Here is a 13,517-nt window from a genome sequence, read left to right as displayed (position 1 = left end):
CCGGTGAGCACGTTCGTCCTGATTCACGGGGCCGGCGACGTCGGCTGGTACTGGCATGCGGTCGAGGCGGAGCTGCGGGCGCGCGGGCATGACACGGTGGCTCCCGATCTCCCGGGGGACGACGACTCGCTGATGTTGGACGACTATGCCGACGCCGTACTGGAAGCGGTCGGGGACCGGGACGGCCTGGTGGTCGTGGGGCAGTCGTTCGGCGCGTTCACCGCACCGCTGGTTGCGGCCCGCCGCCCGGTCGAGGGGCTGGTGCTGGTGGCCGGGATGCTCCCCGTGCCCGGCGAGTCGGCCGACCAGTGGTGGGGCGCCACGGGCCATGCCGACGCCGTACGACAGCAGGCGCTCCGGGACGGCGGCCGAACCGGGAGCGCCGACCCCTACGTCGCCTTCTACCACGACGTGCCCCGCGCACTGGCTGCCGAGGCGATCAGCCGGGAGCGGGCGCACCCGTCACCGGCCGCGTCGGCCCAGCCCTGGCCGCTCGACGCCTGGCCTCCCGTGCCGACCCGGTTCGTGTTGTGCACCGAGGACCGCTTCCTCCCGCCCGGCTTCCTGCGCCGCCTCGTCCGGCAGCGTCTCGGGATCGAACCCGACGAGATCGCCGCGGGCCACTGCGTCGCCCTGGGCCACCCCGTGGAACTGGCCAACGCCCTGATCCGCGCCGGGACCGGCGACGGCCGGGGCCGCCGGGACTGACGCCCTTCGGCCGCCGTCCCCGCAGCCGGCATCGCAGGCCGTTTCCTCCTCGAGTTGCTCCAGAACGGGTACGACGCGCACCGGGAACGACCGGTGGCGGCTGCTGGTGGTGACGCCCGTCCGTGATCCGGAGCGGATGGCCGTCCGGATGCTGCCCAACCCCTTCGGCAAGGAAGGACGCGGCCGGTACCGGGAGGAAGGGGGCGCGCTGCGCTTCTCGTACTGGCTCTGACGGAGCACCGTCCCCCGCCGGTGCGGCTCCCCGCCTCCCGCGCTCCCGGACGATCACGGGGGCTACCGGACACCGCCTGCGCCCCGCACAATCGCCGGTATGACGATCAGCACGGGCCCGTTACCGCCCACGCACCGAACGCCCGTCGCGCTCGCACGCGGGTTCCTGACCGGCAGTGTCGTCGGCACGTCGCTCGCCGCGCTCGTCGTGGGCGGTGTCGTGGAGAGCGTGCCGCTGTTCGTGGCGGGGCTGGTCCTGCCCGCGGTGTACGGCCTGCTGTTCGTCCTCGCCGGTTCGCCGCGGCGGGCCCGGGAGGCGGCGGTCGTGCCCCGCACGGCGCTCGCGGTGATCGAGAGCCGGACGGTTGTCGGCGGCGAGTCGAGCGACGTACCGGTGCGGTTCGAGCTCACCGTCGCGCCGGACGCCGGGCCGGCGTACCGGGTCGAGGTCACGCAGGACGTCAACGTCGTGGACCTGCCCGACTACCGGCCGCGCGGTGTCGTGGTGGTCCGGTACCCGCCGGACCGGCCGTGGCAGGTGCGCATCGTCAAGCGGCCGACGCCGGAGTGGGAGGAGCGGGCGGCCTCGGCCCGCCTCGACCCGGCTCCGGAGGCGGCCAGGGCGGTCGCGCCCGCGGAGGTGCGCGGCGTCGGCTTCGTCGGGCTCCTCGGCCTGCTGATCGGCGCGGCCGCGGTGGTCCTGCTCTTCTCCTCAGACCTCTCCGGCCGCGACGACGCCGCGAAGCCGCCTTCCGCCTCGCGGCCGTCCGTCTCCTCCACGTCGTCGACCACGGTGGTGTCGTCCGTGTCCGGCACGGTTGCCCTGGGTCCGGGGCGGTCGTACCTCGACGAGGGCGAACCGGACCGGGCCCTCGACACGCTCGCCCAGGGCGGGGGCGCGCTCCGGGCGCTAACCGTCGTCGTACAGGAACGCACGCTGTCGGTCGTGTTCGCACCCGCCGGCACGCAGGCCCCGGGGTTCGACCCCCGGGCGCTGCCCTACGACCGGTTCCCCGCCCTGGTCGAGGAGGCAGCGACCGGCCTGGCGGTCCGCTCCCCGCGGACCTGGCAGCTGACCGCCGAGGGTCTCACCGGCTCCCTCGTCATCAGGATCGTCGTGACCGGGGCCGAGGGCACGGCATCGCTGGAAGCGGACGGCCGGGGCAACGTGGTGCGGCGCGAGCCCCCACGGTGAGGTGCCGTGGCACCGGACGGTGCCGGGCGGCAAGGGCGTACGCCGGTGGGCGTCCGCGAACTGGCAGGAGGGGGGACGGATGGGCCTGCACGGGTATCTGGTGCTGTGGTGCGGCGTGTTCGGCGCACTGGCGCTCGTCGGATACGGGAGGTCACTGGCGGGGATGACCCGGGCGCAGCGGACGGTCCGGGCGAAGGGGCGGATCGAGCGCGTGGACGTGCCCCGGCACGGGAGCTCCCCACGGGAGGGCATATCCGTGGTCGTCTCCTTCCAGGACCCGGCCACCGGGCAGGAGTTCACCGTCACCAACGACGGGGAGTGCGGCGACCTGATCGACGTGGCCTGGACGGGCCGGGAGATCGGGGTCCACTACCCGCCCGGCCGGCCCCACGCGTTCCGGTTCGCCGGCCACCGCGCCGAGGGCGGGCGCGGACTCGCCTGGCCGACGTTCGCGCTCTTCCTCGTCTACGCGGGTCCGGTCGCCGTCGCCGCGATCGAGCGGGGCTGGCCGTGGGCGCTGGTCGGCTTCTGCGGCCCGTGGGCCCTGTCCGGGCTGTACCACCTGCCCGGGAACATGCGCGACAGGAACCGCCGTCTCGACGAGCTGGCCGGGATGGCCTGCGTACCCGGCCGTGTCGTCGCCGTGCTCAAGAGCGTCAGCACGGACGACGACGGCCACACCTCGACCCGTCTGGTGCCGGTCGTCACCTTCACGACCCTCGACGGCAGGGCCGTCACGGCCTACTGCGAGTCGGGGCTGCCCGACCCCGCCGGATCGCGCGGCCTGGACGTCCCGGTCCACTACGCCCCCGAGGACCCGGCCGTCTTCACCCTGGACGTCGGGTCCATGCGCCGCTCCTGGCAGTGGGACAAGGCGGTCAACGTCGTGGGCGTCCTGATCGTGGCGGCGGCGGCCGTGGTGGGGGCGGTCATGCTCTGACGCGGGAGCCGCGCCCTCGGTACGGCGCGGTGGGCTGCGCGGGCGGGCAGGGGGTGAGCGGCCACGGCCGTGCCCCGGCCGTGGGGGTGCCGGGGCGGGCCGTGGCCGCGGGCAGGTCCGCGGGCTGCGCACCGCCCTCCCAGAACGGCAGGCACGCCTCGACGAGCGTCGCGTTCTCGTCGTCGCACACTCCGTGGAAGCGGACGAAAGCAGGCCCGGTGAAGGTGAGCGGGCCGCGGCCAGCGACTGCGTACATCTCCTGGTAGGCACCTTGGCTGTGGACCGTGGAACGCTGCACCTCCAGCCGCCGCTCGGCCGCCCGCAGATGTGCCTGCAGTGCCGCGACCAGTTGCTCCTCGCCGCCGTCGAGCAGGCGGCGCCCCTCCTCGACCGGGATGTCCAGCTGCCGCAGCCCTGATCGACTGCGCCGTACGCACCTGATCACGCCGGAAGTACCGGTAGCCGCTGACCGGATCGACGAACGTCGGCACCAGCACCCCACTGGCGTCGTAGTGCCGGAGAGCCGTGACCGAGAGGCCGCTTGCCTGCGAGAACTGTCCTGTCGGCAGCAGGTCTTTCCTGTCCACGGCACAGGCTGTGCCGTCGCGCGTTACCCGGGAGTCAAGCCCGGCCCGTGCCTCCGGCCGTGGCCGGGACCGGCCCGCACCCGGCGGCACGGCAAACGTGTGCACTTCCGGCGCGCGTGCCCTGAGCGCGAGGGGGATCGGGAAGACACACCAGCGGTGCACTCCACCGTCTCCCTTCGCGAAAGGATCCCCGTCGTGATCGGCAACGTCCCCAGCCGTCCAGCCCGGCACAGCGGCGCGCGAGTCCTCACCGTGGCGATGCTCCTCGCCGTGCCCACCACCGTCACGTGCGCCACCCCTGCGGCCGCCGCATCCATCACCTGCACCGTCAACCACTCGGAAGTCTCCGGAACGACCATCAACGGCACGGCCGGCAACGACACCATCCAGTGCCCCTCGATCCCCGGCGGTGTCCTCGTCCACGGACGCGCGGGCAACGACACCATCACGGTCAGCGCCAACGTGGGGCTGCACGGCAACGCCGGAGAGATCAACGGCGGCACCGGCGACGACACCATCGAGGTGCGTGCCGGACACGCCGCGCACAACAGCGCGGGCCGGCACGGCAACAACGGAACGATCTACGGCGGAGGAGGGAACGACAACATCACCGTCATCGCCACGGCCGGCGCGGCAGGCCTGGACGCGACCGTTCGGAGCAACTGCCGCAACGGTCACAACGGCGGCATCGGCAACGACGGACTCATCAGCGCACACGGCCAGATCACAGCCATCGGAGGCGACGGCGGCCCCGGCGGAAGGCCCCACCCGGCAGGGACGTCCGACTGCGAGGGCGGCCATGGCGGCGACGGCAACAACGCCCGGATCATCGGCTCGGGCACCGCGGGCAACCACGTCATCACGACCGGAGGGGACGGCGGCCGCGGCTCGGCCAAGGGCGACGGCGGAAACGGCGGTCACGGCAACGACGGCGACATCACGGCCTCCGGAAACCCCGGCACCGACGTCGTCAGAGCAGCGGGCGGCAACGGAGGCGGCGGACACCCCGGCGGCACCGGCGGCAAGGGCAACGACGGAACCATCCGCACCACCCCGCCGGGCAACTACCGCACCCCCGCAGGAACCAACGGCCCCACCTACAAGTAGCCCCGCCCGGCTCCTCCCGGCCCCGAAGACCCGCCGCGCGCCGAGCCGGCCCTCCGGGTCGGGGCGGTGCTTCGCACCGGACGGCGATGCGCGGGACCTGCCGCTCGCTGCATCCGTCACGGACCCTCGGCCGGAAGTCGGGGTGCGAACAGCAGTCGGCGCAGACTCGCTCCCGGCAGACGGAGCGTCACCCGCGCTCCGGCAGGAACAGGGAGGCTCCACGACGTGTGCACCAACGGATCCGGACCGGGTTCGGCTCCGGTCGACCGGACGGCCGGCGGCACGGTGAGTTCCGGCACGGTGAGCCCCGCAGCGGACGGTCCCGGCGCGGCGCGGGCCCGTCGCGCCGACGCGGAGGTCGTCATCGTGGGAGGCGGTGCGGCGGGGCTGAGCCTGGCTCACCGGCTGACGTCGACCGGCATCGGCGATGTGACCGTGGTGGAGCCCCCCGACGGGCCGCTCCGGCCCCCCGAGCGGACCTGGTGCCACTGGGCCGCAGGACCCGGCGACTTCGACGGCGCGGTCTCCGCCTCCTGGGAGCGGCTGCGGGTCCGCGGTCCTGACGGCAGCACCGTGGTCACCGACCCCTCCCCGATGAGCTACCGGATGATCCGGTCCGGTGCGTTCGAGGAGCTGGTGCACGGCCTTCTGGCCGGTCGCCCGAAGGCCCGGCTGGTGCGGGGCACGGTGCACGCGGTCCGCCAGGGCCGGGGCGCGGCCGAGGTCGCCTGCACCCTCGCGGACGGCGGCCGGCTGCTGCTGCGCGGCCGGTACGTCTTCGACTCCCGGCCCCTGCCCGTGCTTCCGCCCGCCCGGACCGTGCTCCTCCAGCATTTCCGGGGCTGGTTCGTGCGCACCGCCGCCCACCGGTTCGACCCGGGCATCGCCGATCTGATGGACTTCCGGGTACCGCAGCCCCGGCACGGGCTGGCGTTCGGCTACGTCCTGCCGCTCGCCCCCGATCACGCACTGGTCGAGTACACCGAGTTCTCGCGCACACCGCTGACCACGGCCGGGTACGAGGCAGCGCTGCGCCACTACGCGGACCGGGTGCTGCGGCTGGGGTCGTACAGCGTCGTCTCCGCGGAGCAGGGCGTGATCCCCATGACCGACGCACGGTTCCCGCGCCGCGTGGGCTCGTCCGTGTACCGGATCGGCGCCGCCTCAGGTGCCACCCGCCCCGCCACCGGTTACACCTTCGCCGCCGTACAGCGGCAGAGCAGGGACATCGCAGCCGCCCTGCAGTCCGGCAGGGGCGAGATCGTGCCGCCCCCGCACGGCCGCCGCGCGCTCGCCATGGACGCGGTGCTCCTCCGGTGCATCGATGCCGGCCGCATCGACGGGCCTTCCTTCTTCACCCACCTCTTCCGCACCGTCCCCGGTGAACGGCTGCTGCGTTTCCTCGACGGGCGGACCACTGCATGGGAGGAGTTCGGAATCGGGCTGCGCTCGCCCGCCGCCCCGATGCTGCGCACCGCCGCCGAACTGCCCTTCCTGCGCCGCCGGCCCCAGCCCGGCGGCGGTGCGCCACGACCCGAGGAGAACCCGCGGTGACGCTGCTACGCGACCACGACCTGTCCCACGCCTTCGACCACGCCGCCCGCTCCTACGACCGGCTGACCGCGCTCAACCCCGGCCACCGCGCCGAGCTGCACCGCTCGGCCCGCCGCCTGCAGCTTCCCGACGGAGGTGCGGGCCTGCACGTCCTGGACCTCGGCTGCGGCACCGGCGCGTCCACCCGGGCGCTGCTGCAGGCGGCCCCGCTCGCCCGCGTCACGGCGGTGGACGCCTCCGCGGGCATGCTGGAGCGGGCGCGCGCCAAGCAGTGGCCCGACCGGGTCCGGTTCGTCCAGCTCGCCGCAGAGGACCTGTCGGTCTCCGGTACCGGCCCCTACGACGCCGTGTTCGCCGCCTATCTGTTCCGCAACGTCAGGGACCCTGACGCCGTGCTCGCCGCGGTCCGCAGGGTCCTGCGCCCCGGCGGGCGGCTCTCGGCGCACGAGTACAGCCTCAGCGGGCGTGCCGTGCACCGGGCCGTGTGGCAGGCGGTCAGCCGGTGCGTCATCGTGCCGGCGGGCACCCTGACCGGCGACCGCGGCCTGTACCGGCACCTGTGCGACAGCGTGCAGGCCTTCGACACCGCGACCGTCTTCGCGGACCGGATGCGCCGGGCGGGTTTCACGGCGGTGCGCACGGCTCCCGTGGCCGGCTGGCAGACCGGCATCGTCCACACCTTCACGGCCCGCAACGGGTCCGGCCTGCCGCAGGCCGCACGGTGAACGCCCTGCTCCAGGACGCGGGGCGCCCACCGGGTACGGGCACCGGAGGGCCGCGGCGGGGCCGTGACCGGCGGGCGGAGGTCGTGATGCCCGCTCCGGGCCGCGCCGGCTTCGAGCCCCGGAACGCCCCGAGCACGGCGGTGGTGGGCGGGGGCATCGCCGGGTTGGCGGCGGCCACTGCGCTGGCGGAACGCGGAGTGCGGGTCACCTTGTACGAGCGCGAGGCCTCGCTGGGCGGCCGGCTCGCGGGATGGCCCACCGTGCTGGCGGACGGTTCGGCCGTGACGATGAGCCGGGGCTTCCACGCGTTCTTCCGCCAGTACTACAACCTCCGGGGGCTGTTGCGGCGGACCGACCCGGCACTGGCCCGGCTCGTGCCGCTTCCCGACTACCCGCTGCAGCACAGCGGCGGGGCGCGGGACGGCTTCGCGCGGGTGCCGCGCACCCCGCCGTGGAGTGCCCTGGGGTTCGTCGCGCTGAGCCCGACGTTCGGCTGGCGGGACCTGGCGGCAATGGATCCGCGGGCCGCCCTGCCGCTGCTCGACGTGCGGGTGCCCGAGGTGTACGAGCGCTTCGACGGGGTCGGTGCCGCCGAGTTCCTCGACCGCATCCGCTTCCCCGCCGCCGCACGCCATCTGGCCTTCGAGGTGTTCTCCCGGAGCTTCTTCTCCGACCCGCGCGAACTGTCGGCGGCAGAGCTGCTGCTGATGTTCCACATCTACTTCCTCGGATCTTCCGAGGGGCTGCTCTTCGACGTGCCCACCGAGCCCTTCCCGCAGGCGCTGTGGCAGCCCCTCGGGACCTATCTGGAGCGACTGGGCGTCGAGGTGCGGTGCGGCACCGCCGTGCACGGGGTACGCCCGCTCCCCGGCGGCTCCCTCGACGTGCGCACCGACGGCGGGGCCTCCCGGCACGATGCCGTCGTGCTGGCTCTGGACGTGCCCGGCCTGCGGCACGTGGTGGCGGGCTCGCCGGGCCTCGGCACGGCCGCGTGGCGCGAGGGGGTCGCGGGCCTGCGCACGGCTCCCCCGTTCCTGGTCACCCGGCTGTGGCTGGACCGGCCGGTACACCCGCGGCGGCCGGGCTTTCTGGGGACCAGCGGCTTCGGCGGCCTGGACAACATCAGCGTCCTCGACCGCTGGGAAGGCGAGGCGGCCCGCTGGGCCGGGCGCACGGGCGGTTCGGTCGTCGAACTGCACGCCTACGCGGTCGACGGCCCGGCCCCCCGAGAGGCGGTCCAGGAGCGGCTGGTCGCGCAGCTGCGGGAGGTCTACCCGGAGACCCGCGGGGCGCGCGTCGTCGACTCCCGCCACGAATGGCGCTCCGACTGCCCGTTGTTCCCGGTCGGCGGCTACGGGCGGCGTCCGGCGGTGCGCTCACCGGACCCGGGGGTGGTGCTGGCCGGCGACGCGGTGCGCTGCGGCCTTCCGGTGGCGTTGATGGAGCGGGCCGCCACGACCGGCTTCCTCGCCGCCAACGCGCTCCTCGCCGGCTGGGGGGTACGGGGCCAGGTGCTGTGGACCGTGCCCCGGGCGGGCCGCTCGCGCGCGCTGAGGGCGCTGGCCGCCGTGGCGGGGCGGTCCTGAGCATCGGGGGGCGGCCGGGCGCGGGCCCGGCCGCCGCCCCACCCGTCAGCCGGGGAACGTGCCGGCGCTGCGCATCGCCCACCGGCGTTCGGCGTAGGCGAGGTCGTCGCGCCACAGCCGCCCCGCGGCCCGGGACATCAGCGGCCTCAGGGCCGGGGCGAGGGCCCTCGCCAACCGGAATCCGTTCCGGTCCGAGGCGGCCACCACCGCCTCGACGACGGCGGTCCTGGGCGTGGCGGCGCCGGGTGCTGTCAGGGGGGTCGCGTGGGTCTCGACGACGGAGGTCCTCCCTTCGCCTCCGGTGATCCGCATGAGGACCGTGCGGGGCCCCGGGGCGGTGAATTCGGCCCGTACGGGGACCACGAGCCGGCCCGCCACCCTGAACGAGACGTCCACGACGAAGGGGTCGTCCTGCTCCCCCTCGGGAGCGCTGACGACGCGCAGGTCGGTGAAGGAGTAGGGGTGGAACCACGAACCGTGCCACGGGTCGAGGCGGTTGGCCACCACGTCCTCGGGTTCGCACCGCCCGACGACCGTGACCACCGCGTCCACGGCCCGCCCGGGGTCCGGCCGCAGAGCCGGCGGCGGGCGGTCGGTCGGCTGCTCGCCGCCGGTCCGGTCGAGGCGCACCCACACGAGGACTCCGTCGTCGTGGACGGGGTAGGGGTGCCAGCCGGCGAGCGGGGTGCCGTCCAGCGCCATGCCGTGCCAGTGGCACACCAGGGTGCCGCACACCACGCGGCTGTCGCGCAGGGGCGCCCCCAGGTGGGGGCAGGCGCCCGGTCCCGCGCGCAGGTCTCCCGATGCCGTGCGCCACAGCACGACCTCGGCGCCGGCGACCGTCCGGCCGCTCGGGCGGCCGTCGGTGGCCGTGGTCCGTGAGGCGCCGACGACGAACCAGTTGCCGGAGGGGCGGGCCTGGGCCCGCTTCAGCGCGGCGGCGATGAGCGCCGGTCTGGCCTGCTGCCAGGTCGGTGTCTGCGCGGCCCAGTCGGGGCCGGTCCGCAGCCGCAGGGGCGTCCACCGGCGCTGCCGGCGTGCGGGCCCGCTCATTCGGCGGTCCCCTGCCGCGAGGCGAGGTGGTCGTCGGGCACCGGGAGGGGACCGGGGCGCGGGTTCCGGTGGCGGAGGCGGGCGGCCAGGACGCGGGCGGTGCCGGCGGCGGCCGCGGCGGCCCGGCGCCGGCGGCTGACGGCGGAGCGCCGGTGCAGGACGGTGTAGTCGTCGCGGGCGATGGCGTCGAGGATGGCGCCGTAGAGGACGAACGCCGTGCGGATGCAGGGTCTCACCCGCGGATCGAGCATGTCGATGCCCGGCTCTGCCTCCCGGTACACCGTACGGGTCATGGCTTCTGCCGCGACGAGCGCGGCACGGATGCGCGGGTCGCCGCGGCCGGTGCGGCGGCTGTGTTCGAGGAGCGGGCGGTCGACGCCGTGTGCGGCCAGCAGGTCGGCGGGCAGGTAGACGCGGCCCCGGTCGAGGTCCTCTCCCACGTCGCGGAGGAAGTTGGTGAGCTGGAAGGCCACGCCGAGCGCGGCCGCGTGGGGTGCCGCCTCCCGGGGGTCGGTGACGGTGCCGAGGACGGGCAGCATCTGGAGTCCGATGACCGCGGCGGAGCCGTGCATGTAGGCGCGCAGGTCCTGGTACGTCGGGTAGTCGGTGACGATGAGGTCGTCGCGCATCGAGGCCATGAAGTCGGTGAAGTGGGCGTGCGGGATGCGGTAGCGGGCGGCGGTGTCGGCGAGGGCACGGACGACGGGTTCCGTGCTGGTTCCGGTGTCGAGGCCGCGGGTGAGGGCCTCCTCCAGGCGGAGGAGTTGTCGGTCGCGTTCGGCGGCCGGCCGGCGGCGGTCGAGGTCGTCGACGATGTCGTCGGCCCAGCGGGCGAAGCCGTACAGCGCGTGGACGGCGGGGCGGCGCTCGACGGGGAGGAGTCGGGTGGCGAGGAAGTAGGTGCGTCCGTGGGCGGCGTGGAGGCTGCGGCACAGCGCGTACGCGGATCTGAGGTGCGGGTCGGTGACGCCCGCGGCGTCGAGTTCGCGGCTGGTCATGGCGCGGGGGTCCTTCCCGGTGCGGGTCGGCGGGCGGCGGGGCGGCCGCCGGTGATGCGGGCGGCGGCGAGCTTTCCGCTGATGAGGACGGTGGGGACGCCGACGCCCGGGGTGGTGCCGCAGCCGGCGAGGACCACGTTGTCGAGGTGGCGCACCAGGTTGCGGGGTCGGAACGGTCCGGTCTGGGCGAAGGTGTGGGAGACGGAGAACGGGCTCCCGGCGCCGTGGCCCTGAGCGGCCCAGTGGGCAGGGGTGACCAGCACTTCGTGCTCGATGCTGTCGGCGAATCCGTGCAGGCCCCTGCGTTCGAGCTCCGCGGCCAGGGAGTCGCGGTAGCGCGGGCCGAGGGTCCGCCAGGCGGCCGCCGAGGGTCCCGTGTCGGTGTTCGGGCAGGGTGCCAGCACGTAGTGGAGGTGTCTGCCGGGCGGCGCCAGGCCCGGGTCGGTGGTGGTGGGCCGGGTGATCAGCAGGGAGGGGTCGCTCATCAGGGACCCGGTGCTGGTCAGTTCCTCGAAGGTGCGCTCCCATGCGGAGCCGAAGGAGATCGTGTGGTGGGCCAGCTCCGGCCAGGTTCGGTCCGTGCCGGCGTGCAGGACCACCGCGGACGGCGAGTGGCGCAGGCGCACCGGGCGGCGTGGGGCCCTTCCGAGCAGTCGGTGGACGGTGGGCAGGTCGGGCGTCAGGACGACTGCGTCGCAGGCGATCCGTACGTCGGGTGCCACGTGTACGGCGCGGACCCGTCCTGCGGTGTGTTCGAGGCGGGTGACCTCGGAGGACCAGTGGAACTGCGCGCCGGCCCGGCGGGCGGCGACGGCCATGGCGGCGGGCAGGGCGTGCATGCCGCCGCGGGGGAACCACACCCCGGCGACGGTGTCCATGTAGGCGATGACGGCGTAGGCGGCGAGGGCGCGGGCTGGCGCGACCCCGGCGTACAGGGACTGGAAGGAGAACACCCGGCGCAGGCGCTCGTCGGCCAGGAAGCTGCCGATCCTGCGGTCGAGGCGGCCGAAGCCGCCGAGCGCTGCGAGGCGGGCCAGGTCGGGGTGCAGGAGTTGGAACGGCGAGTCGAAGTTGGTGTCGATGAAGCGGCGCATCTGCACCCGGTACAGCTGCTCGAGCCAGGTGCGCAGCCTCCGGTAGCCGGCTGCTTCGGCGGGGCCTGCGAAGCGGCTGATTTCGGCTTCCATGGCTTCGCCGTCGGTGTGGACGTCGAGGCGGGAGGAGTCGGCGAACACGGCCCGGTAGGCGGGGTGGAGCGGCAGGAGTTCGACGTGGGCGGCCAGGCTGTCGCCGACCGCGGCGAAGGCTTCGTCGGCCAGGTGCGGCATCGTCAGAACCGTGGGTCCGGTGTCGAGCAGGTACCCGCCCGTTTCCGTCCGGCCGGCCCTGCCGCCGGGCCCGCTGTCGCGCTCGACGACGGTGACGGTGCGCCCGGCACCCAGCAGGTGCAGGGCGCAGGCCAGCCCGGCGAGCCCCGCGCCGACGACGACGACGTGCCCGGTCGGGCCGGGCACGGTCTTCACAGGACCTCCCGGCCGGCCGGTTGCGGTGCCCCGCCGGCGGCGCGCCGCACCAGGGCGTCGAACTCGCGGACGACGTCGGCGGGTGCGGCGGTCGCCGCGAAGTGGTCCACACTCGCCGCGGCGAGTCTGGCGATCTCTCCGCTCACCGCGGTCCGTGCCCCCGTGCGTTCCATGGCGGATCGCATCTGCGCGATGCCGGCGTCCGAGCGGGGCTCCGCACCGGGCGCGAGGACGGCACCGGCCTGCTCGTCGCCCGAGGCTTCGGCGAGGCGGGCCGCGGTGGCCAGGAGGTAGGTGAGCTTGCGCCCGCGCAGGTCGTCGTCGGCCGGCTTGCCGGTGTGGGCGGGGTCACCGAACGTCCCCAGCAGGTCGTCCCTCAGCTGGAAGGCGAGGCCCGCGCAGCGTCCCGCCGACCGCAGCGCGCCGAGGGTGTGTGCGTCGGCGCCTGCCAGGGCGGCGCCGAGACCGAGGGGCCGTATCACGGTGTAGCAGGCGCTCTTGAGGGTGGCGACGGTCACCGCTTCGGTGACGTCGGAGGAGCCGCGGGCCTGGGCGCGGATGTCGCGGTACTGGCCTGCGGCCATCTCCGTCCGCATCGCCTGCCATTCGTGGTGGAGGCGGCGGCCGTGGGGGGAGCCGAGGGCGGTTTCGGTCAGGAGGTCGTCGGCCCAGGCCAGAGCGAGGTCGCCGGCGAGGATGGCGGCGCCGGTCGCGAAGGCGTCCGGCGAGCCGTGTGTCCGGCCTGCCCGGTGCAGGCGGGCGAAGTCGACGTGCACGGCGGGTGCGCCGCGCCGGACCGGGGAGCCGTCCATGACGTCGTCGTGTACCAGGGCGCACGCCTGGAGCAGTTCGAGGGCGGCGCCCAGGCGCAGGACGTCCGCGGGGTCTCCGTGCCCGCCCGCGGCCTGCCACCCGCACCACACGAACGCGGTGCGCAGCCGTTTGCCGCCCCTGCGCACGAGGGCGGCGACGCGGCCCGCCAGTTCGTCGGCGAACACCCGGTCGGTCCGGCGGGCGTCGTGGAGTGCCGCGCAGAGCCGTTGGTGGAGGAAGTCCTCTCCGTCCGTGACGGCTTCCTCCGCGCTGGTCAGCGTGCGGTCGGTGCGTGATGCGGCGGGCCTGGGGCCGGCTCGCCCGGCCGGGGGCGTCCACGGGTGCGACATGCATACCTTCTCCCGCTCGGTTGCTGGCACGCCTGTGGTTCCGCTGGTGGCGCTGGTTCGGATGCACTGATCTCTCCCCGGTGCCGCAGCCGTCTGACGCCGTGTCGCCCGGACGGCCTACGCCGGCCGGGGGTGTCCCGGAGCGGG

The 13,517-nt window shown here is 74.9% G+C and carries 13 protein-coding genes and 1 pseudogene; 8 read left to right on the top strand and 6 right to left on the bottom strand.

The features are described 5' to 3' along the window. The first annotated feature begins 3 nt into the window (after positions 1-3). The 4 genes from LG634_RS06670 (at position 4) to LG634_RS06660 (ending at position 3,074) form a co-directional block, all read left to right on the top strand. Positions 4-708 (top strand): alpha/beta fold hydrolase, encoded by a 705-nt coding sequence (locus LG634_RS06670; protein ID WP_226732694.1) that lies wholly within the window; start codon positions 4-6, stop codon positions 706-708. 106 nt (positions 709-814) lie between these two features. Beyond that, positions 815-940 (top strand): hypothetical protein, encoded by a 126-nt coding sequence (locus LG634_RS37765; RefSeq protein ID WP_264202786.1) that lies wholly within the window; start codon positions 815-817, stop codon positions 938-940. A gap of 99 nt (positions 941-1,039) precedes the next feature. Further along, a complete protein-coding gene (locus tag LG634_RS06665; RefSeq protein ID WP_226732693.1) occupies positions 1,040-2,134 on the top strand; it encodes a hypothetical protein in 1,095 nt (364 codons plus the stop codon). A gap of 79 nt (positions 2,135-2,213) precedes the next feature. Then, complete coding sequence (locus tag LG634_RS06660) at positions 2,214-3,074, top strand: DUF3592 domain-containing protein (RefSeq protein ID WP_226732692.1); 861 nt, start codon at positions 2,214-2,216, stop codon at positions 3,072-3,074. On the opposite strand, the gene LG634_RS06655 is transcribed toward LG634_RS06660, so the two are convergent. Beyond that, entirely contained in the window at positions 3,064-3,519 is a 456-nt protein-coding gene (locus tag LG634_RS06655) for a hypothetical protein (RefSeq protein WP_226732753.1), read from the bottom strand. The two genes, LG634_RS06660 and LG634_RS06655, sit on opposite strands and share 11 nt — an antisense overlap. A gap of 25 nt (positions 3,520-3,544) precedes the next feature. Continuing rightward, positions 3,545-3,661: pseudogene (locus tag LG634_RS38185) on the bottom strand (MerR family transcriptional regulator); the annotation flags it as partial. 195 nt (positions 3,662-3,856) lie between these two features. Here LG634_RS38185 and LG634_RS38180 point away from each other — a divergent pair. The 4 genes from LG634_RS38180 to LG634_RS06630 all read left to right on the top strand — a co-directional run bounded on the left by LG634_RS38180 (position 3,857) and on the right by LG634_RS06630 (position 8,633). After that, a complete protein-coding gene (locus LG634_RS38180) occupies positions 3,857-4,768 on the top strand; it encodes a hypothetical protein (RefSeq protein ID WP_226732691.1) in 912 nt (303 codons plus the stop codon). A gap of 300 nt (positions 4,769-5,068) precedes the next feature. Then, positions 5,069-6,322, top strand: a complete 1,254-nt coding sequence (locus LG634_RS06640; RefSeq protein ID WP_372482380.1) for a lycopene cyclase family protein — start codon at positions 5,069-5,071, stop codon at positions 6,320-6,322. Next, on the top strand, positions 6,319-7,047 hold the full coding sequence (locus LG634_RS06635; RefSeq protein WP_226732690.1) for a class I SAM-dependent methyltransferase: 729 nt from the start codon (positions 6,319-6,321) through the stop codon (positions 7,045-7,047). The genes LG634_RS06640 and LG634_RS06635 overlap by 4 nt, the downstream gene beginning before the upstream one ends. Positions 7,048-7,133: 86 nt before the next feature. Next, a complete protein-coding gene (locus LG634_RS06630) occupies positions 7,134-8,633 on the top strand; it encodes an FAD-dependent oxidoreductase (RefSeq protein WP_226732689.1) in 1,500 nt (499 codons plus the stop codon). Between the two features lie 45 nt (positions 8,634-8,678). Here the strand turns inward: LG634_RS06630 and LG634_RS06625 are convergent, their stop codons facing one another. The 4 genes from LG634_RS06625 to LG634_RS06610 are packed head-to-tail and all read right to left on the bottom strand — an operon-like array spanning position 8,679 to position 13,370. Continuing rightward, positions 8,679-9,686 carry a DUF5914 domain-containing protein gene (locus tag LG634_RS06625; protein WP_226732688.1) on the bottom strand — a complete coding sequence of 336 codons (1,008 nt, stop codon included), beginning with the start codon at positions 9,684-9,686 and terminating at the stop codon, positions 8,679-8,681. Next, positions 9,683-10,684 carry a phytoene/squalene synthase family protein gene (locus LG634_RS06620; RefSeq protein WP_226732687.1) on the bottom strand — a complete coding sequence of 334 codons (1,002 nt, stop codon included), beginning with the start codon at positions 10,682-10,684 and terminating at the stop codon, positions 9,683-9,685. Before LG634_RS06620 ends, LG634_RS06625 begins: the two co-directional genes overlap by 4 nt. Beyond that, complete coding sequence (gene crtI / locus LG634_RS06615; RefSeq protein ID WP_226732686.1) at positions 10,681-12,207, bottom strand: phytoene desaturase family protein; 1,527 nt, start codon at positions 12,205-12,207, stop codon at positions 10,681-10,683. Before crtI ends, LG634_RS06620 begins: the two co-directional genes overlap by 4 nt. Continuing rightward, positions 12,204-13,370, bottom strand: a complete 1,167-nt coding sequence (locus LG634_RS06610) for a polyprenyl synthetase family protein (RefSeq protein ID WP_226732685.1) — start codon at positions 13,368-13,370, stop codon at positions 12,204-12,206. The genes crtI and LG634_RS06610 overlap by 4 nt, the downstream gene beginning before the upstream one ends. Between the last annotated feature and the right edge of the window lie 147 nt (positions 13,371-13,517).

It is taken from the genome of Streptomyces bambusae (assembly GCF_020532645.1).
Lineage (GTDB): Bacteria > Actinomycetota > Actinomycetes > Streptomycetales > Streptomycetaceae > Streptomyces > Streptomyces bambusae.
The sequence above is the reverse complement of the archived record's forward strand: the minus strand, read 5'-3'. Positions and strand labels throughout refer to the sequence as shown.